This window comes from Solimonas soli DSM 21787 (assembly GCF_000474945.1).
GTDB classification, from domain to species: domain Bacteria; phylum Pseudomonadota; class Gammaproteobacteria; order Nevskiales; family Nevskiaceae; genus Solimonas; species Solimonas soli.
In genome coordinates this window covers 94,754-113,566 of the sequence record NZ_AXDW01000015.1, presented here as the reverse complement: position 1 = coordinate 113,566, position 18,813 = coordinate 94,754, and the positions used below count along the sequence as shown (strand labels likewise).

Sequence of the window (18,813 nt, the reverse complement as noted above, 5' to 3'; positions counted from 1 at the left end):
ATCGTCGCGCGAGCTTAGCGGCTGCGGCGGCGGCCGCCTTGGCCGCAGGCAGCACATGCCTGGCACGCTGGCGAATGACGCTTCACGGCGACGCCGCTGCGGACGCGGTCGCGCGGCGCGTCGCCGCCAGCGTGACCAGCATCGCCGCCGCCGTCAGCAGCCCGGCGGCGAGCATCGCGGCGCCGGGCAGGTACGGTGCGCCCGGCGCGATGAAGGTCGCGAAGGCCAGCGCGAAGAAGCCGGGCGCGATCATGCCGGCGATGCCCATCAGGCTCGCGTTGGCGCCCTGCAGCTGGCCCTGTTCGTTCTTGCCGACGCGCGCCGTCATCAGCGCCTGCAGGCCGGGATTGACCAGGCCGGACAGCGCGAACACCGGAATCGCAGCGAGGAACCAGGCCCCGCTCGGCGCCAGGCCATAGCCGGCGTAACCCAGCGTTCCGGCCGCGAGCCCGATCAGCAGCGTCGCGCGCTCGCCGAAGCGCGCCACCATGCGCCGCACGAGAAAGGTCTGCACGAGGATGCTGCAGACGCCGGTCGCCGCCATCATCAGACCGAGCGCGCGCGCATCCCAGCCGTAGCGGTAGCTGGAATAGAGAATCGCCGTGCTCGGCAGCACGTAGTGCGCGAACTGGTACAGGAAGTAGACGATCGCGAAGCTGGACAGTTCGGGATGCGAGCGCAGCAGCTTCAGCGAGCCGACCGGATTGGCGCGTGCCCAGGCGAAGCGCGGCGTGCGCCGCTCGCGCGGCAGCGATTCCGGCAGCACGAAGAAGCCGTACAGCGCGTTCAGCACGGCGAGCGCGCCGGCGATCATGAATGGCAGGCGCGGATCGCCGTGGCCGAGCACACCGCCGAGCGCCGGGCCGAACACGAAGCCGATGCCGAAGCCGGCGCCGAGCAGGCCGTAGGCGCCGGCGCGCTTGTCGGGCGGCGTGACGTCGGCGATGTAGGCGCTGGCCATCGAGAAGCTCGACGCGGTGATGCCGCTGATGACGCGGCCGACGAACAGCCAGCCCAGCGTCGGCGCCACGCTCATGAAGAGGAAATCGACGCCGAGCCCGAAGCAGGACAGCAGGATCAGCGGCCGCCGCCCGAAGCGATCGGACGCCGCGCCGAGCAGCGGCGAGAACACGAACTGCATCAGGGCCCAGGCCATGCCGAAGGTACCGTAGACGCGCGCCGCGCGGGCGGTATCGCCGGCCAGGAACTGCTCGACCAGCTTCGGCAGCACCGGAATGATGATGCCGAAGGCCAGCATGTCAAGCACGACGGTGACGAAGATGAAAATCAGCGCGCCGCGACGGGCGGCGGGCGGTGTGGTAGTCGCCATATGGTGGTTCCCCGGACGGCGGCAGTTTGCCCTGCCCGCGGCCGCCTTGTCGCGCGCTCGCAGCGGCCATTGTCGCGACCGCCAATGGCGCGGCGGCGCCGCTGCGCTAGCGTGCGGCGGAATTCTTCCGGGGTGGGCCTTCCCATGACGATGCTCTGGCGCAGCCTGTGGATCTGGCTGAGCTTCCGCTGGCGCGGCCGGCTGGGCGTGCTCGATACCGGCCGCCTGCGCCTGCGCGTCTGGCCCGGCGACATCGACATGAACCTGCACATGAACAATGGCCGCTATTTCTCGGTGGCCGATCTCGGCCGCCTCGATCTCGGCCTGCGCAACCAGGTCTGGCTCAAGGCGCTGAAGCGCGGCTGGCGGCCGGTCGCCGGCGATTCCGACGCGCGCTACTCGCGCTCGCTGCAGCCGTTCGAGACCTACGAGCTGCAGTCGCGCACGCTCGGCTGGGACCAGAAGTGGACCTACTGCGAACACCGCTTCGTGCGCGACGGCCGCGTCTGCGCGCTGGTGCTGGTGCGCTACGTGTTCGTCAGCAAGCAGGGCCCGGTGCCGCCGGCGAAGGTCATGGAGGTCTGCGGCGGCGGCGCGCAGACCGGCACGCTGCCCGACTGGGCGCTGCGCTGGAGCGAGAACCAGGACCGCATCAGCGCCGCGCTGAAGGCCGAGGCCGGTGCCGCGCCGCGCGACAGCCATCTTCGCCTGTGAGCGAACCGCCGCGTCCCGCCACGCGACCGGCGCCCCCCGTTTTCCTTTGCCAGCCTTAGAGGAGATTTTCCTTGGCCAGCCCGTATCCGCATCTGCTAGCGCCGCTCGACCTCGGTTTCACCACGCTGAAGAACCGCGTGCTGATGGGCTCGATGCACACCGGTCTCGAAGACCGCAAAAAGAACTTTCCGCGCCTCGCCGCGTACTTCGCCGAACGCGCGCGCGGTGACGTCGGCCTGATCGTCACCGGCGGCTTCGCGCCGAACATCGAGGGCTGGCTGCTGCCGTTCGCCTCGAAGCTGTCGACGCACGCCGCGGCGCGCGCGCATCGCGAGATCACCGACGCCGTGCATGCCGAGGGCGGCAAGATCGCCCTGCAGATCCTGCACGCCGGTCGCTACGGCTATTCGCCGCTGTCGGTGTCGGCGTCGAGGATCAAGTCGCCGATCACGCCGTTCGCGCCGCGAGAACTGTCGGGCGCCGGCGTCGAACGGCAGATCCGCGCCTTCGTGCGCGCCGGCGTGCTGGCGCGCGAAGGCGGTTACGACGGCGTCGAGGTGATGGGTTCGGAAGGCTATTTCATCAACCAGTTCCTCGCCGCGCACACCAACCAGCGCAATGATCAATGGGGCGGCTCGGCGCAGAACCGCATGCGACTGGCGATCGAGATCGTCTCGCGCATGCGCGAAGCGGTCGGCACGGACTTCATCATCGTCTACCGCCTGTCGATGCTCGATCTGGTGCCGGACGGCCAGAGCTGGGACGAGATCGTCGAACTCGCCAAGGCCATCGAGAAGGCCGGCGCGACCATCATCAACACCGGCATCGGCTGGCACGAGGCGCGCGTGCCGACGATCGCCACCTCGGTGCCGCGCGGCGCATTCGCGTGGGTCACGCAGAAGATGCGCGGCGAAGTGCGGATTCCGCTGTGCACGACCAACCGCATCAATGATCCGGCCGTCGCCGAAAAAATTCTCGCCAGCGGCGCGGCCGACATGGTGTCGATGGCGCGCCCGCTGCTCGCCGATCCGGAGTTCGTGAAGAAGGCCGCGCAGAACCGCGCCGACGAGATCAACACCTGCATCGCCTGCAACCAGGCCTGCCTCGATCACGCCTTCCAGATGAAGACGGCGAGCTGCCTCGTCAATCCGCGCGCCTGCCACGAGACCGAGCTGAACTACACGCCGACCACTGCCAAGAAGCGCATCGCCGTCGTCGGTGCCGGCCCGGCCGGTCTCGCCGCGGCGACGGTCGCCGCCGAGCGCGGCCATCATGTCGATCTGTTCGATTCGGCAAGCGAGATCGGCGGCCAGTTCAACATGGCCAAGCGCATTCCCGGCAAGGAGGAATTCCACGAGACGCTGCGCTACTTCCGCCGCAGGCTCGAAACGACCGGCGTCAACGTCAAGCTCGGCACGCGCGTGTCGGCGAGCGATCTGCTCGCCGGGAAATACGATGACATCGTGCTCGCCACCGGCATCGCGCCGCGCGACCCGAAGATTCCCGGTCAGGCCGAACAGGAAAAGACCGGCAAGGTGCTCAGCTACATCGACGTGCTGCTGCACGGCAAGCCGGTCGGTGCGCGCGTCGCCGTGATCGGCGCCGGCGGCATCGGCTTCGACGTGTCGGAATATCTGGTCAACGACGGCCACTCGACGACGCTGGATCTCGCCGAGTGGATGCGCGAATGGGGCGTCGCCGATCCCGCCGTCGCGCGCGGCGGCCTGGCGAAACCCGAGATCACGCCGCCGGCGCGGCAGGTCACGCTGCTGCAGCGCAAGGCAGAACCGCTCGGCAAGCGCCTCGGCAAAACCACCGGCTGGATCCACCGCGCGTCGCTGAAGATGAAGCGGGTCGAGATGATCGGCGGCGTCAACTATGAAGCGATCGACGAACGCGGCCTCTTGATCAGCTACGGCGAGAAGCGCGAGAAGGCGACCTTGCTCGAAGTCGACACCATCGTGCTGTGCGCCGGCCAGGAACCGCTGCGCGAGCTACAGGAGCCGCTGCAGGCCGGCGGCGCCAGGGTGCACCTGATCGGGGGCGCCGACGTCGCCGCCGAACTCGATGCGAAGCGCGCGATCGACCAGGGCTCGCGGCTGGCGGCGACGCTGTAGCAAGCGCCGATGATCCATGGCGCGAGGGCCGCGCAATGACGCGGCCCCTCGCCATTTGCCCGGCTGGCGGCGCCATGCTGACAGAAGCTTCATGTGCCTTTACGGCATTCCCCTCTCGCCAGGCCGCGATGTGGCGGCTACTGTCGACGTTCTTCCAGGGAATCCGTTCCGGAGTTCGACATGGCGCCTGCCTTCCGTTGGTCCACATCCTTCGCCGGCGGTCTCGCCGCGATGCTGCTCGCGGCATCGGCCGCCGCATCCGGCGTCGACCACGCGGCGCTGAAGAAGGCCGTCGACAGCCCGGCGCGTGCGCCCGAACAGCGGGCGCGTGACGTCTATCGCCATCCGCTGCAGACGCTGACGTTCTTCGGCATCGCGCCGGACATGAACGTCGTCGAGATCTGGCCCGGCACGACCGGCTACACCGACATCCTCGCGGCGTACCTGCACGATCGCGGCCGCTACACGGCGGCGCTGCCGGCGTCGGAGAAAGGGGTCGCGGCGTACCAGGCCAAGCTCGAAGCGGCGCCGGAACGCCTCGACAGGGTCGCGCTGTCGACGTTCGCGCCGCCGGCGCGGACCGACATCGCGCCACCCGGCAGCGCCGACGCGGTGCTGACGTTCCGCAACGTGCACAACTGGGTCGCCGGCGGCTACGAGCAGCAGGCCTTCGACGCGTTCTTCAAGGCGCTGAAGCCGGGCGGCGTTCTCGGCGTCGTCGAGCATCGCGCCAGGCCCGGCAGCACGCTCCAGCAGATGAAGGACAGCGGCTACGCCAACGAGGACTACGTGATTGCGCTGGCGCGCAACGCCGGCTTCGAGCTCGTCGCACGCTCGAACGTCAACGACAATCCGAAGGACACGAAGGACTATCCGCAAGGCGTGTGGACGCTGCCGCCGACCTTGAAGCTCGGCGAACAGGATCGCGCCCGGTATCTCGCGATCGGCGAGTCGGACCGCATGACGCTGAAGTTCGCGAAGCCGCGCGGCACGAAGGTCGCGAGCCGGAACTAGCTGCGCTTCGCCGCCGCGACGGCGCCCTGCCCGCGCAGATGCGCGAGCGGGCGCTGCGCGTACACCGGCAGCTCGTCGGCGCGGCGCACGCACAGCAGCAGGCGCCGCGCCGCCCAGTCTTCGGCGAGCTTCAGACGCACGATGCCGCTGCCGCGTGCGCAGCGCTTCGCGGCGGCCAGCGAAACGATGCCGACGCCGACGCCCTGCCCGACCATCGCGCAGACCGCGTCGAAGCTGCGCAGGCGCGCGCGGTAACGCAGGTTCGCGCCGGCCGCACGCGCCTGCTCGGCCAGATGCGCGTGCAGCGCGCTGCCGTCGACCAGACCGATGAAATCGCGATCGAGCACGTCGGCAAAGCGCAGCGTGCGCCGCGCCGCCAGCGCGTCGCCGCGCGGCGCGACGAGCACCAGCGGATCGTCGCGAAACGCGAAGGTTTCGAGCCCGTTCATCGCCATCGCGTCGGAAGCGATGCCGATGTCGCAAAGCCCGTCGCGCACGGCGTCGACGATGGCACCGCCGTCACCGGCGTGTTCGTGATGCCGGCGATTCCGTTCCTGCAGGCGCTCGACCTGCCGCGCCAGACGCTGCTGCAGGCGATGGGCCTGTCGTTCACGACCTCGACACTGGCCTTGTTCGTCGCGCTGCTGGCGGCACGCCATGCACCGGCCGCCGATCTTGGGCTATCGATCTTTCTCGTGCTGCCGGCGCTGCTCGGCATGGCCGCCGGTCAGGCGCTGCAGCAGCGGCTGCCGCAGCGCGGGTTCAGCCTCTGCTTCTTCGGCGCCCTGGCACTGCTCGGCGCCCATCTGCTGCACACCTCGGCGGAATACATACCAACCGCAGGCTATCGGACGGGGACCACCCTGACTGGCTGCACCGAAACGGACGGGGCCGGATCCTGCGGACCACCGCCAAAGAAATAGCGCAACTCGACGAGGAAGGCCTGCGCCTCGAAACGGCTGCCGGCCCGGGAAGACTGCCCTGCCGCGGAGAAGCGAGGCTCCTGGAAGGTTTCGAAATGCCGATAGTTCAGGCCGACCGTAAGATGCTCGTTCACGGCACCACCTAAACCGAGCCCGACTTGCCATGCCGCCAGCGAGTCGGAAGCGCGTTCATTGCGGGCGTCCACGTCGAGCCAGGCATTGCCGGCCCCGCCTCCGACGTAGAAGTAGTAACCCTCGTTCCAGATATCCCACCAGAGGTTGCCCATCACGCTCTCGGCCGTAGCGTCGTCGACCTCGCGGTGATGACGGTACGCGAGTTCCAGTTCCGGCCGCAGCCCCGAGACAAAGGCATAACCAACCGTCGCAGCCGGCACCGGCCGCCATCTGGCATCGTCGTATCCCTTCACGCGCCCCACGCCTGCCGACAGGCCGCCATAGAACCCCGCTGGATCGGCTGCCGCAGGCGTGCTCACGAGTACCGCGCCGAGCAACAGGCAGGCGCGCGCGCGTCCGGCCTTTTCCATTCCCCGCTCATCATGTCCCCGGTCTTTGCAGATATCCCGTCAGAAGCGACGCAGGCATCGTATTGAGCACGCCCGCCATTGACCAGTATATTGTGAAGATCTTCATGCACCTGACCCCTACCGTTCGTCGATCGAACGGAGAGTGGCGTGCAGCCGGAGCAGGCATTCGGGGAGGTGTTGCGCGAGCTGAGGTTGCAGCGCGGCCTCTCTCAGGAGCAGCTCGCGCTGGAAGCCGGGCTGCAGCGGAACTATGTCTCCCTGCTCGAGCGCGGCCACAATTCCGCGAGCATCAAGACCCTGTTCAAGCTGAGCACGGTCCTTGGCGTCAGCGTGTCGGCGATGATCAGGAGCGTCGAGCAAAAGACCGCCGCGTCGTCGCGACGATCCCAGGGCATCTGACAAAACGTGCCAAGCGGGATGCCATCGAATAGGAAGAAGGCGCCGTGAGGCGCCTTCTTCGTTTCCTCGACCTTCAGCGACGCGTCATTCGAACGCGAAGTGCTCGACCGGCAGCTTGATGAGCGACTTGCTCGGCTTGACCATCGAGCTGGCGTGGCCCTTGGCGCGCGGCAGCAGGTGATCGAAGTAGAAGCGCGCGGTCGCCAGCTTGGCCTTGTAGAACTCCGGCTTCTCGCTGCCGCCTTTGGCGAGCTTGTCGCTGGCGACGGCGGCCTGCAGGGCCCAGAAGTAGGCCATCGTCACGTAGCCCGAGTACATCAGGAAGTGGTAGCTGGCGGCGCTGACGCTGTCGCGATCCTTGCGCGCGGTGAGCATGATGCGCGTGGTCAGCACGTTCCACTCGGCGGCGTAGGTCGCCAGCGAGGTCGCGTAGCGGCGCAGCTTGGCGTTGCGCAGATGCTCGACGGCGAATCGCGCGATCAGGCCGGTGAATTCCCGCACCGCGCCGCCGCGCGTCATGATCAGCACCTTGCGGCCGAGCAGGTCGAGCGCCTGGATGCCGGTCGTGCCTTCGTAGAGCATGGCGATGCGCGCATCGCGCACGATCTGTTCCATGCCGTGTTCCTTGATGTAGCCGTGGCCGCCGAACACCTGCACGCCCTGATTGGCGGCTTCGAAACCGAGTTCGGTGAGGAAGCCCTTGAGGATCGGCGTGAGGAAGCCGAGCTTGTCGTCCCAGTGCTTGACCTTCTTGGCATCGCCTTCGATGACGCCACTGGTCATGTGGTCGGCGTACTGCGCGGCGAAGTAGATCATCGCGCGGCCGCCCTCGGCGATCGCCTTCTGCGTGAGCAGCATGCGGCGCACGTCGGCGTGGTGGATGATCGCATCGGCGACCTTGTCCGGCTCCTTCTTGCCGCCGAGCGCGCGCATCGAGCGGCGCTCCTTGGCGTAGCGCAGCGCGCCCTGGAACGACAGCTCGGCGTGGCAGACGCCCTGGATCGCGGTGCCGATGCGCGCGGTGTTCATGAAGGTGAACATCGCTTCGAGGCCCTTGTTCGGCTCGGCGATCATCCAGCCGGTCGATTCCTCGAAGTTGATGACGCAGGTGGCCGAAGCCTTGATGCCCATCTTGTGCTCGATGGCGCTGCACACGACCTTGTTGAACGCGCCGACCGAGCCGTCCGCCGCCGGCAGATGCTTGGGGATGATGAACAGCGAGATGCCCTTGGTGCCGGGCGGCGCGTCCGGCAGGCGCGCGAGGACGATGTGCACGATGTTGTCGGCGAGATCGTGCTCGCCGGCCGAGATGAAGATCTTGGTGCCGGTGATCTTGTAGGTCCCGTCGGCCTGCGGCTCGGCGCGGGTCTTGACCTGGCCGAGGTCGGTGCCGCACTGCGGCTCGGTCAGGCACATGGTGCCGGTCCAGGTCCCTTCGGTGAGCTTCGGCATGTAAATGGCCTTCAGCTCGTCGGACGCGTGCTGCAGGATGGTGTTCATGGCGCCGAGCGACAGGCCCGGATACATGTTGAACGACCAGTTGGCGGTGCCCATCATCTCGGTCTTGAACAGGCCCATCGACATCGGCATGCCCTGGCCGCCGTATTCGGTCGGGTGCGAGAGGCCCTGCCAGCCGCCGGCGACGTACTGCGCATAGGCTTCCTTGAAGCCCTTGGGCGTGGTGACCTTGCCGTTCTCGAAGTGGCAGCCTTCCTCGTCGCCGGACCGATTCAGCGGCGAGAGCACCTCTTCGCAGAACTTGGCGCCTTCCTCGAGGATGGCGGCGACGGTTTCGGGATCGGCATCCTTGCCGTTCGACAGCGCGGCGTAGTGCGCCGGATAGTCGAAGACTTCGTTGATCAGGAAGCGCATGTCGCGCAGCGGGGCTTTGTAGGCAGGCATTGGGGAACCCTGACGAATAGGAGTGGCGCGGATTGTGGCGGTGCAACATGGCAGCGCCATTGGCCTGAGCGACCGCCGCCACAGGCAATGTTGCCTCTGATTTATCCCCCGATCCGGCGCCGCGCGACAGCTGGCGCCACGGGGCCGAAGCAAGGCATGCTCGCGTTTCCACCCATGCCGGATCTGCGACAGCGATGAGCGTTCATATCGTCCGCCTCGGCACGCCGCGCGGCCCGCGCGAAGGGCCGCGCATCGGCACCGTGCGCCGGCCGCCGCGCGGTGTCGCCAAGGCCGATTTCGCCAGGCGGGACTGGTACGACGTCTGGCTGCCGGAACTGGCGCCGAGCGCCGAGCTGGTCAAGCAGGCGCAGGCCGCGCACGACGCGCGCGACTGGAGGCGGTTCGCGACGGCATACCGGCGCGAGATGGCGGCGCCGGCCGCCGCGCACACGCTCGATCTGCTCGCCGTGCTGTCGCAGCAGACCGACGTCGCCGTCGGCTGCTATTGCGAAAACGAACAGCGCTGCCACCGCAGCGTGCTGCGCGCGCTGCTCGCCGAGCGCGGCGCCGACATCGCCTGAACCCGGATAACCGATGAGCCCCCTCGCCTTTCCCACCGAAACGCTGCGCGCCAGCGACGGCGCCTGCGTCGAGATCTGTACACATGGCGCGCACGTCTGCGCCTGGCAGCCGGCACGCGGCGGCGAGCGCCTCTATCTCAGCCGCCGCTCGCGGATCGACGGCGGCGCGGCGATCCGCGGCGGCGTGCCGGTGATCTTCCCGCAGTTCGCCGCCGAGGGCCCGCTGCCCAAGCACGGCTTCGCGCGCTCGCGTCCCTGGATCGGCGCCGGCCACGGCTTGCGCGACGACGGCCGCGCCTATGCCGCCTACACGCTGCGCGACGACGCGGCGACGCGCGCGATCTGGCCGCATGACTTCCAGGCCGAGCTGAACATCGAAGTCGGCGGCGACGCGCTGGACATCGAGCTGTCCGTGGTCAATCTCGGCGCCGAGGTCTGCCACTTCAGCGCCGCACTGCATACCTATCTGCGCGTATCCGATATCGCCGCCGCGCGCGTCGTCGGCCTGCAGGGCGTGCGCTACCGCGATTCCGCCGCCGGCGAGCCGCCGGGCACACCGGCGCGGCATCTCGAGACGGCCGAGGCTCTGCCGATCGAAGGCGAAGTCGACCGCATCTATTGCCACGCGCCGCCGCAGATCGAGCTGCGCGACGGCGATACGCGCCTCGTCGTGCAGAGCCGCAACTTTCCCGATCTCGTCGTCTGGAATCCGGGCGAGGCCAAGGCGGCGGCGCTCGCCGATCTCGACCCGGGCGGCTGGCGGCAGATGCTCTGCCTGGAGGCGGCGACGATCGCCACGCCCGTGCGTCTCGCACCGGGCGCGCGCTGGCGCGCCGCGCAGCGCCTGGTGGCCGCATGAACACGAAGGGACCGATCGTCGAGTTCTGGTTCGAGTTCGCCAGCACCTATTCGTATCCGGCGGCGATGCGCATCGAAACGGCCGCCGACGCCGCCGGCGCGGAGCTCTTGTGGAAGCCGTTCCTGCTCGGCCCGATCTTCCAGGCGCAGGGCTACGCGAGCTCGCCGTTCCTCGTGCACGAACAGAAGGGCCGCTACATGTGGCGCGACGTCGAACGCCTCTGCGCCAAGCACCACATCGCCTGGCGCAGGCCTTCGTCGTTCCCGCGCACCAGCGTGACGGCGGCGCGCATCGCCTGCAGCCACGCCGAGGCGCCCTGGCTGCCGTCCTTCGTGCGCGGCGTCTACCGCGCCAATTTCGCCGATGACCGCAACATCGGCGATGACGCGGTGATCCGCGACTGCCTCGCCGACGTCGGCGTCGACGCCGATGCCGCGATCGCGCACGCGCTCAGTGCCGCCGAGAAGCCGAAGCTGCGCGACAATTCACTCGCCGCGCAGCAGCGCGGCATCTTCGGCGCGCCGAGCTTCGTGGTCGGCAAGGAATTGTTCTGGGGCAACGACCGCCTCGACGACGCGCTGGCCTGGGCCCTGCGACCGCGCTGAAGCGCTCACGGCGCGCGCCACGGCTGCACCAGCATCGCGCGCAGGCGCTGCGCCTCGGCGTCGCGGAAATGATCGAGGCCGATCGGCATCGCCGCGTGTGGCTGCCGCGGCTGCGCGCGATGGCTGCGGAAGCAGCGGTCCCAGCACGAGAAGATGGTGCCGAAGTTGCAGTTGCCCTCGTCGAAGGCGGTCGAGTGATGCACGCGGTGCAGATCCGGCGTGACGAACAGCGGACGCAGTGCGCGATCGAGGCGGGCCGGCAGATGCAGGTTGGCGTGCACGAACAGCGCGTAGACGCCGGCGATGCTCTCGTAGACGAGCACGGCGAGCGGCGACGCGCCGAGCAGCACGATCGCCGCCCACTTCCACAGCAGCGCCGCGAGCAGTTCGAACGGATGGAAGCGCAGGGCGGTGGTCGCGTCGAACTCGACGTCGCTGTGATGCACGCGATGCAGACGCCACAGCCAGTCGGGTCCGTGCATCAGGCGATGGTTCCAGTACATCGCCAGATCGAGCGCGACCACGCTCAGCGCGATCTCGGCGCCGCGCGGCGGTCGCCACGCGCTCAGCAGGCCGAGCCCGTGCGCCTGCGCCCAGGCCGCAACGCCGAGCGACGCCACCGGCAGCAATGCGAGAAGCAGGGCGGAAAACATCAGCAGCGCGATGTTGGCGGCCCAGCGTTGCCGGCGCCGCGCGGCGCGGCGCGGCCACGGCGCCTCGCCGGCCAGGAGGATGCCGAGGGCCAGCGCCGTTGCCGCGAGCCGCAGCCATTGCGGATCGGCAAGCCGGTGCTGAAAGAAGGTCGGAGCCATCGCGCTCTTGTTTAGAGCGCGCGGCGTGAATCACCGATGAATTTCGCCGCCGCGGGCCGCGCATGAAAAATCTTTCATCCGCGGCCCGTGCTCACGACTTCAATCCGCGCATTCCCAGAACGGCGCGTCGCCGCCCGCGCCGAGCGCGGCGGCCAGCGCGTTGGCGCGGGCGAGCGCCATGGCATCGGTCTGCAGCAGGCCGGCGACGGAGTCGCGGAAGGCTTCGGCCATCGGCCCGAGCGCGGCGCGCACGATCTGCGTTGCATCGTCGGCGGCGGTGTGGAAATAGGCATTGGTGCCGTTCATGCCGACGGTCGGAATGCCCTTGGCGTATGGCGCGCGGTTTTCGCCGGGAATGAACAGCGACGGCGGAAAGCTGAAGTACGGCTGCAGCGCCGGAGCGGAGAATGCCGGATCGCTGACGCCGCGCAGCACCGTGTTCTCGGAGACGGCCAGCGTGCGCGCCTGCGACAGGCCGCCGGTCGCCTTCGGCTCGCCGTCGAGGCCGTTGGCATAGCCGGCGTAGACCAGGCCCGAGCCGAGGTGCACATAGGCCATGATCGATTCCGGCGCGAGGCAGGAGAGATAGCGGTCGACGCCGGCCGCGTAGAGCTCGTGGCCGCCGGTCGCCACGAAGTCGATCGTGTACGGCAGCGGGCCGTTCTTGCGGGCCTGCTCGGCGAAGTAGCGCGCGAGATAGATCAGGATGCCGACGCCCGGCGCGCGCTCGCCGCTCGCCGTCAGCCAGGCGTTGATCGGCGTGCCGACGACGATGATGTGCGAGGGATCGGCGCCGGGCAGGCGGGCGATGACGTTGTCGCTGCTCTGGTCGGCGATCGACGCCTCGATCGTCACGTGCGCGTCGTGCCCGGCCAGCGCCGCGATGCGCGCGCCGTCCTGCTTGCCGACGATGAGTGTCGGCAGCGCGCGCCGGCCGGTGCCGACGTCGAAGTTCTGCGCGGCGATCTCGTTGGCCGGCGCATCGGTGGCGACGATCGCGGCGAGCGCGCCCTTGTCCTCGATCTGCTGCAGCAGACCGTCGGCCTTGCCGGATTCGGCGTTCAGCGCCAGCGAGATTTCCAGATACGCGACCTTGCCGCTGAGGTCACCGGCCAGCAGCTGCGCGAGCGTGCCGCCCTTGCCGAGATCAACGATGGGCCCCGCCACGCCGGCCGCCGGCGTCGTGCCGCGGTAGTACCAGGGAAAGGCGGCGATCGGCGTCGCGCCGTCGTCGGCATCGACGGTGAGATCGTAGGCGCGCGGCGCGAAGCCGGGAATCGAGAAGCGCTGCGTGCGCACGCCGGTCAGACCGTCGATCGCGGCGAGGCGCGAGCGCATCCACTCGGCGACGGCGTGCCCGAGCGCCGAGCCGGAACGCGGTCCGCGCAGGCATTTCCACGGCTCGGCGGCCGGATTGCGGGTCAGGCATTCGTCGAAGGCGGACGAATGCGCGATGACGTCCATGTAGCCCTGCGCCGCCTGCCAGCTTTCGGCGTCGGCGCTGCCGACCGGCCCGCTCGCCGGCGCGCCGCCGGCGCCGTCGCCGCTGCTGCCGCCACAAGCCGTCAGCAGCATGGTCAACGAAAAAAGCGCCGCCCGCGCGGCGTTGCGATCCAGGTGCGTCATCAGCGGATGTCCTCGGAGTCGCCCTTGCGGCCGGCGCACGCTAGCACGCGGGCAATGCACGGACGATGGTAGGGATGACCCAGCGCGTCGACAGGCCCTAGCCGGACTCGCCGTCCGGCAGGCGGTGTTCGCGGAACTGCTCGCGCAGCTGCAGCTTGGAGATCTTGCCGGTCGCGGTCAGCGGCAGCTGCTCGACGAACACGACGTCGTCCGGCGTCCACCATTTGGCGATCTTGCCCTGGTACCAGCCGAGCAGTTCCTCGCGCGTCGGCCGCTCGCCCGCCTTCGGCACGACGATCAGCAAGGGCCGCTCGTCCCATTTCCGGTGCGCCACGCCGATCACCGCCGCCTGCGCCACGGCCGGGTGCGCGCAGGCCAGATTCTCCAGCTCGATCGAGCCGATCCACTCGCCGCCGGACTTGATCACGTCCTTGGCGCGATCGGTGATGCACAGATAGCCGTCGGCGTCGATGCTGCCGACGTCGCCGGTCGGAAACCAGCCGTCGCGCAGGGTCGGCGCGTCGGTGTTGAAGTACTGGCCGACGACCCAGGGGCCGCGCACCAGCAGCTCGCCGACCGCGACGCCGTCGTTCGGCAGCGTGCGGCCTTCGCCGTCGACGATCTTCATCTCGACGCCGTACGGCGGCCGGCCCTGCTTGGCGGCGAGCGCGCGCCGCGCGGCGGCATCGAGCGCGGCGTGCTTGGCCTTCGGCTTGTTGTAGGTGCCGAGCGGCGAGATTTCCGTCATGCCCCAGGCATGATCGAGCTCGATGCCGTAGTCGCGCGCCAGCGTTTCCACCAGCGCCGGCGGCGCCGCCGAGCCGCCGATCACGCCGCGCCGCAGGGTGCGCGGCCGGCGCCCGGTTTGCCGCAGCTGCTGCAGCACGCCCTGCCAGACGGTCGGCACGCCGCCGGTGAACGTCACGCCCTCGTCCTCGAACAGCGCGCAGAGACTCGGGCCATCGAGCGCGGCGCCCGGCAGCACCAGCTTGGCGCCGACCATCGGCGCGGCATAGGGAATCGTCCAGGCGTTGACGTGGAACATCGGCACGACCGGCAGGATGCAGTCGCGCGCCGAGAAGCCGAACACGTCCGGCAGGCAGCTCGCGTAGCCGTGCAGCAGCATCGAACGATGCGAGTAGAGCACGCCCTTCGGATTGCCGGTGGTGCCGGAGGTGTAGCACAGCGCACTGGCGCAGCGCTCGTCGAACTCCGGCCACTCGTAGTCGTCGTGTTCGGCGGCGAGCAGGTCCTCGTAGCAGAGCAGGCCGGGCACGGCGATGTCCGGGCGGTGCGCGGCATCGCACAGCGCGACCCAGTGGCGGACCGTCGTGCAGCGCGGCGCGAGCTGCTCGATGAGCTTGGCGAAGCTGAGATCGAAGAACAGCAGCTGGTCTTCGGCGTCGTTGATGATCCAGGCGATCTGCTCGGGGAACAGGCGCGGATTGACGGTATGCAGCACGGCGCCGCCGCCGGAGATCGCGTAGTACAGCTCGAAGTGGCGATAGCCGTTCCAGGCCAGCGTCGCGGCGCGCTCGCCGCGCTGCAGGCCCAGCCGCTCCAGCGCCTTCGCCAGGCGGCGCGCGCGGCTCGCCGCCGCGGCGTAGCCGTAGCGATGGAGGCCGCCTTCGAGCGTGCGCGAGACGATCTCGGTATCGGCGTGATAGCGCTCGGCGTGGCGCAGCAGCGAGGACAGCAGGAGCGGCCGCTCCATCATCTGGCCGAGAATCGGCCCTTGTTTCCGAGACTGCATCGCCACGTTCTCCCGCCGCTGGTCTTCGCCCGATTGTCGGCAGGCCAACCATGCCGCAAATCGTCCGCAGGGGCGAGAGGCCCGCTAAACTGTCGGCGTTCCGCCCGTGCCGGTCGAGGAGAAACGTTTGAGCACCCCGACGCCCCGCAACAATCCGGACGGCAGCGCGCCGCGCGCCGCCTACCCGCATTTCGAGCGCATCACCACGCGCTGGAAGGACAATGACGTCTACGGCCACGTCAATAACGTCGAGTACTACAGCTACTTCGACACCGTCATCAACCACTATCTGATCACCGCCGGCGGCCTCGACATCCATCGCGGCAAGCTGATGGGCCTGTGCGCCGAATCGAGCTGCCGCTACTACGATTCGCTGGTCTTTCCGGACGCGATCGACGCCGGCCTGCGCGTCGCCCACCTCGGCGCCTCCAGCGTGCGCTACGAGATCGGCCTGTTCCGCGAAGGACGCAAGACGCCGGCCGCCGAAGGCTGGTTCGTGCACGTCTTCGTCGATCGCGTGACGCGCCGCCCCTCGCCGCCCGGCGGCCAGCTGCGCGAAGCGCTCGAACGCCTGGTCACCGCCTACGGCGCGCACGCGTGAAGGTCCGCGCGGCGGTGCTGCGCGAGATGGGACGGCCGGCGCCGTATGCCGTCTCGCGCCCGCTGGCGATCGAAACCATCGAGCTCGATGCACCCGGCCCCGGCGAACTGCTGGTGCGCGTGCGCGCCGCCGGGCTGTGCCACTCCGATCTGTCCGTCATCGACGGCTCGCGGCCGCGCCTGATGCCGATGGTGCTCGGCCACGAGGCGGCCGGCGAAGTCATCGGTCTCGGCGCCGACGTCGATGATTTCGCGACCGGCGACCAGGTCGTGTTCTCCTTCGTGCCGGTCTGCGGCCACTGCGCGTACTGCGCCGAAGGCCGCGCCGCGCTGTGCGAGCCGGGCGCGCGCGCCAATACCGCCGGCACGCTGCTGTCCGGCGCACGGCGCTGGCACGAGGGCGACGCCGCCTTGCATCACCATCTCGGCGTCTCCGCCTTCGCCGATGCGACGGTGGTCTCGGCGCGTTCGGCGGTGCGCATCGCCGGCGGCGACGCGCCGCGCCTCGACTGGTCGATCGCCGCGCTGTTCGGCTGTGCGGTGATGACCGGCGTCGGCGCCGTCGTCAACACCGCGCGCGTCGCGCCGGGCGACAGCGTCGCCATCTTCGGCCTCGGCGGCGTCGGCCTCGCCGCGCTGCTCGGCGCCGTCGCCGCCGGCGCGCAGCCGATCGTCGCCGTCGACGTGCTGCCGGCCAAGCTCGAAGTCGCGGCGCGCCTCGGCGCCACGCACACCGTGCTCGCCACGGCTGCCGATGCCGTGGCGCAGATTCGCGCGCTCACGCACGGCGGCGCGCAGTACGCGATCGAGACCGCCGGCTCCGAGCTCGCGCTCGCCGCCGCCTACGCGGCGACGCGGCGCGGTGGCACGACGATCACCGCCGGTCTGCCGCATCCGCAGAAGGAGTTCCGCGTGCCGGCGGTCAGCCTCGTCGCCGAGGAGCGCACCGTCAAAGGTTCGTACATGGGCTCGGCGCTGCCGGCGCGCGATCTGCCGCGCTTCGTTGCCCTGCACCGCGCCGGCCGCCTGCCGGTCGAGCGCCTGCTGACGCATCGTCTGACGCTCGATGAGCTCAACGCCGGCTTCGACCGCCTGGCGCGCGGCGAAGCGGTGCGGCAGGTCGTCGAGTTCTAGGACGCGTTCAGACGGCGTCGTGCGCGCGCCGCGCACGGCCGCCGACGGCCAGCATCTGCGTCAGCAGCCAGCCCAGCGCGACGGCGGCGCCGAGCCAGATGACGAAGCCGGCGGCCTGGCCGGCGCACGCGAGCAGCGCGCCGGGCGCCAGTGCGAGCGCCGCCAGCGCGCGACGCTGCGCGGGCGTGTGCGGCGCGAGCGACGACGAAACGGCGGCGCGCAGACGCTTCGGATCGCGCCGGCCGAGCAGCAACAGCGCCACGGCGCTGACGACGATCGCCAGCAGGATCGCGATGCTCATGCCGTCTCCGGCAGATCGGCGTCGGGCAGCGCCGCGCTCTGCGGCCGCGCAAAACCACGCCGGACCAGGACAAGGCAGACGAGCCCCGCGAACAGCAGCGCCAGATCGACTGCCGGCACGACGGCGATGCCGGCACGCAGCGCCGCCGGCCAGCCGAGCCCGCCGGCGGCGAGGCGCACCAGCGGCATGGCCAGCATCGCGGCCGCGCCGGCGAACAGCGCGGCGCGCCGGATCGCGTCATGGCGGCGCAAGAGCAGCACGACGATCAGCGCCAGCGCCGCCGTGCCGAGGAAAGCCACGGCCTGTGCGGAAATCGCGTCGGCACCGCTGGCCAGGGCGATGAAATAACCGTAAGGACAGGCGAGCAAGGCCAGCGGCAAGCCGTAGCCGACCCAGTGCACCACCGCGCCCATGCGCCGCCACGCACGCTGCTCGGCGCGGCGCTGCGTCCACAGCAGCATGCCGGTCAGGGTGACGTAGGCGCCGGCGAAGCCGAGCGCGAACCACACCGTCTTCGACAACGGCCCGGCGAAATTGCCGAAGTGCAGCGGCCCGATCAAGGCATACACCTGCCCGCCGAACGAAGGCGCGAGGCCGAGCAGCGGCTTGTCCTGCAGGAAGGCACCGTTCGCACCCGAGTAGAGATAAGTGATCGGCGTCAGCTCGCCCTGCCGGGGTTCCATGAACAGCGTGATCACGCCGTCGGCACGTCCGTAGTGCTCGAAGCTGATGAAGTAAGGCTCCTCGCCGGCGCGCCCGCGAACGTCGCGCAGCACCGCGTCGAGATCGGCCGGCGTGGCCGCGCGCGCGTCCTCCGGCACGGCCTTGCCGATGAGTGTCTCGAACATTTTCGCCTGGTCGCCGCCGAAGGCGACCATGGCCATCGCCGGCAGGGCGAAGGCGCTCGCGAAGCTGAAGAAGCTGCCGGTGAAGGCGAGGATGAAGGCGAACGGCAGGTTCCAGGCGCCGGCGACGACGTGCACGTCGCGCGCGGTCAGCAGCTGGTCGCGGCGCCGGCGCAGCGTGAACAGCTCTTTGATCAGGTGGCGATGGACCAGAAAGCCGGTGACGGCGGCAATCATCATCACTAGGCCGAGCACGCCGGTCAGGAACAGACCATAGGGATTCGGCAGGTGCAGGCGCACGTGCAGATCGACGAGAAAATCGGCGAGCGCGCTCGACCGCCGTTCGCCGCCGATGTCATCGAGCACGCCTTCGCGGCGCGCCACCGTCCGCATCGTGTTGCCGTCGACTTCATACTCGACACCGCGCTCGATCGGCCTGCCCCTGGCATCGGTCTCGTGCACGTGGAACAGCAGGTTGAGGCGGCCGCCGCCGGCCGGCCAGATCGACAGGTCGTGCAGGAAGTACGCATCGGTCTCCGAGGCGAGGCGGCGCATCGCCGCATCGAGGCCGAGCGGGAATTCGGCCTCGGTGCGCGTCGGCAGCGCGCTCGACCAGTCCTTGATCTCGTCCTCGAAGACGGCGGCGACCCCGGTGCAGATCACGGCGTAGAGCAGCAGGCCCAGAAGCACACCGGACCAGCCGTGAATGGCCAGCAGTTTCTTCGTCTCGTTTTGCGGCAGCCTGACCATTGC

At 69.6% G+C, this 18,813-nt stretch carries 19 protein-coding genes; 9 read left to right on the top strand and 10 right to left on the bottom strand.

Features of this window, described 5'->3' with window-relative positions:
- Positions 1-82 precede the first annotated feature (82 nt).
- Positions 83-1,330: a TCR/Tet family MFS transporter gene (locus K344_RS0108615; RefSeq protein ID WP_028080327.1), complete on the bottom strand. Its 1,248-nt coding sequence runs from the start codon at positions 1,328-1,330 to the stop codon at positions 83-85.
- A 144-nt stretch (positions 1,331-1,474) separates the two neighbouring features.
- Here K344_RS0108615 and K344_RS0108610 point away from each other — a divergent pair, with 144 nt between their 5' ends.
- The 3 genes from K344_RS0108610 to K344_RS20900 all read left to right on the top strand — a co-directional run bounded on the left by K344_RS0108610 (position 1,475) and on the right by K344_RS20900 (position 5,175).
- Positions 1,475-2,044, top strand: a complete 570-nt coding sequence (locus K344_RS0108610; RefSeq protein ID WP_028080326.1) for a thioesterase family protein — start codon at positions 1,475-1,477, stop codon at positions 2,042-2,044.
- A gap of 71 nt (positions 2,045-2,115) precedes the next feature.
- Positions 2,116-4,161 (top strand): NADPH-dependent 2,4-dienoyl-CoA reductase, encoded by a 2,046-nt coding sequence (locus tag K344_RS0108605; protein ID WP_028080325.1) that lies wholly within the window; start codon positions 2,116-2,118, stop codon positions 4,159-4,161.
- Between the two features lie 180 nt (positions 4,162-4,341).
- Positions 4,342-5,175, top strand: coding sequence for a class I SAM-dependent methyltransferase (locus K344_RS20900; protein WP_043114117.1), 834 nt, complete (start codon positions 4,342-4,344; stop codon positions 5,173-5,175).
- Here the strand turns inward: K344_RS20900 and K344_RS20895 are convergent.
- Genes K344_RS20895 through K344_RS0108590 form a run of 3 tightly spaced genes read right to left on the bottom strand, consistent with a single transcriptional unit; the run spans position 5,172 to position 6,643 of the window.
- Complete coding sequence (locus K344_RS20895) at positions 5,172-5,834, bottom strand: LysR substrate-binding domain-containing protein (RefSeq protein ID WP_051362043.1); 663 nt, start codon at positions 5,832-5,834, stop codon at positions 5,172-5,174. The two genes, K344_RS20900 and K344_RS20895, sit on opposite strands and share 4 nt — an antisense overlap.
- Positions 5,835-5,855: 21 nt before the next feature.
- On the bottom strand, positions 5,856-5,981 hold the full coding sequence (locus tag K344_RS24810; protein WP_281169447.1) for a hypothetical protein: 126 nt from the start codon (positions 5,979-5,981) through the stop codon (positions 5,856-5,858).
- 38 nt (positions 5,982-6,019) lie between these two features.
- Entirely contained in the window at positions 6,020-6,643 is a 624-nt protein-coding gene (locus tag K344_RS0108590) for an outer membrane protein (RefSeq protein ID WP_028080324.1), read from the bottom strand.
- A gap of 147 nt (positions 6,644-6,790) precedes the next feature.
- Between K344_RS0108590 and K344_RS0108585 the strand changes: the two genes are divergently transcribed.
- Complete coding sequence (locus K344_RS0108585; protein WP_028080323.1) at positions 6,791-7,042, top strand: helix-turn-helix domain-containing protein; 252 nt, start codon at positions 6,791-6,793, stop codon at positions 7,040-7,042.
- A gap of 84 nt (positions 7,043-7,126) precedes the next feature.
- Here K344_RS0108585 and K344_RS0108580 read toward each other — a convergent pair whose 3' ends face one another.
- Positions 7,127-8,944 (bottom strand): acyl-CoA dehydrogenase C-terminal domain-containing protein, encoded by a 1,818-nt coding sequence (locus tag K344_RS0108580; protein WP_028080322.1) that lies wholly within the window; start codon positions 8,942-8,944, stop codon positions 7,127-7,129.
- A gap of 194 nt (positions 8,945-9,138) precedes the next feature.
- On the opposite strand from K344_RS0108580, the gene K344_RS0108575 reads away from it, so the two are divergent.
- Genes K344_RS0108575 through K344_RS0108565 form a run of 3 tightly spaced genes read left to right on the top strand, consistent with a single transcriptional unit; the run spans position 9,139 to position 10,989 of the window.
- Positions 9,139-9,525 (top strand): DUF488 domain-containing protein, encoded by a 387-nt coding sequence (locus K344_RS0108575; protein WP_028080321.1) that lies wholly within the window; start codon positions 9,139-9,141, stop codon positions 9,523-9,525.
- Between the two features lie 13 nt (positions 9,526-9,538).
- On the top strand, positions 9,539-10,384 hold the full coding sequence (locus tag K344_RS0108570; RefSeq protein ID WP_028080320.1) for a D-hexose-6-phosphate mutarotase: 846 nt from the start codon (positions 9,539-9,541) through the stop codon (positions 10,382-10,384).
- Entirely contained in the window at positions 10,381-10,989 is a 609-nt protein-coding gene (locus tag K344_RS0108565; protein ID WP_028080319.1) for a 2-hydroxychromene-2-carboxylate isomerase, read from the top strand. The genes K344_RS0108570 and K344_RS0108565 overlap by 4 nt, the downstream gene beginning before the upstream one ends.
- 5 nt (positions 10,990-10,994) lie before the next feature.
- On the opposite strand, the gene K344_RS0108560 is transcribed toward K344_RS0108565, so the two are convergent.
- The 3 genes from K344_RS0108560 to K344_RS0108550 form a co-directional block, all read right to left on the bottom strand.
- Positions 10,995-11,801: a sterol desaturase family protein gene (locus tag K344_RS0108560; protein WP_028080318.1), complete on the bottom strand. Its 807-nt coding sequence runs from the start codon at positions 11,799-11,801 to the stop codon at positions 10,995-10,997.
- Between the two features lie 99 nt (positions 11,802-11,900).
- Positions 11,901-13,427, bottom strand: a complete 1,527-nt coding sequence (locus K344_RS0108555) for a zinc-binding metallopeptidase family protein (RefSeq protein ID WP_028080317.1) — start codon at positions 13,425-13,427, stop codon at positions 11,901-11,903.
- Positions 13,428-13,524: 97 nt separating this feature from the next.
- On the bottom strand, positions 13,525-15,180 hold the full coding sequence (locus K344_RS0108550; RefSeq protein ID WP_245586160.1) for a 3-(methylthio)propionyl-CoA ligase: 1,656 nt from the start codon (positions 15,178-15,180) through the stop codon (positions 13,525-13,527).
- A gap of 127 nt (positions 15,181-15,307) precedes the next feature.
- Here K344_RS0108550 and K344_RS20890 point away from each other — a divergent pair, with 127 nt between their 5' ends.
- Positions 15,308-15,781 (top strand): acyl-CoA thioesterase, encoded by a 474-nt coding sequence (locus K344_RS20890; RefSeq protein WP_051362042.1) that lies wholly within the window; start codon positions 15,308-15,310, stop codon positions 15,779-15,781.
- Positions 15,778-16,914, top strand: coding sequence for a zinc-dependent alcohol dehydrogenase family protein (locus K344_RS0108540; RefSeq protein ID WP_028080315.1), 1,137 nt, complete (start codon positions 15,778-15,780; stop codon positions 16,912-16,914). Before K344_RS20890 ends, K344_RS0108540 begins: the two co-directional genes overlap by 4 nt.
- A gap of 7 nt (positions 16,915-16,921) precedes the next feature.
- Here K344_RS0108540 and K344_RS24310 read toward each other — a convergent pair whose 3' ends face one another.
- Positions 16,922-17,215 carry a hypothetical protein gene (locus K344_RS24310; RefSeq protein ID WP_043114114.1) on the bottom strand — a complete coding sequence of 98 codons (294 nt, stop codon included), beginning with the start codon at positions 17,213-17,215 and terminating at the stop codon, positions 16,922-16,924.
- Positions 17,212-18,810 (bottom strand): PepSY-associated TM helix domain-containing protein, encoded by a 1,599-nt coding sequence (locus K344_RS20880; protein WP_051362041.1) that lies wholly within the window; start codon positions 18,808-18,810, stop codon positions 17,212-17,214. Before K344_RS20880 ends, K344_RS24310 begins: the two co-directional genes overlap by 4 nt.
- Between the last annotated feature and the right edge of the window lie 3 nt (positions 18,811-18,813).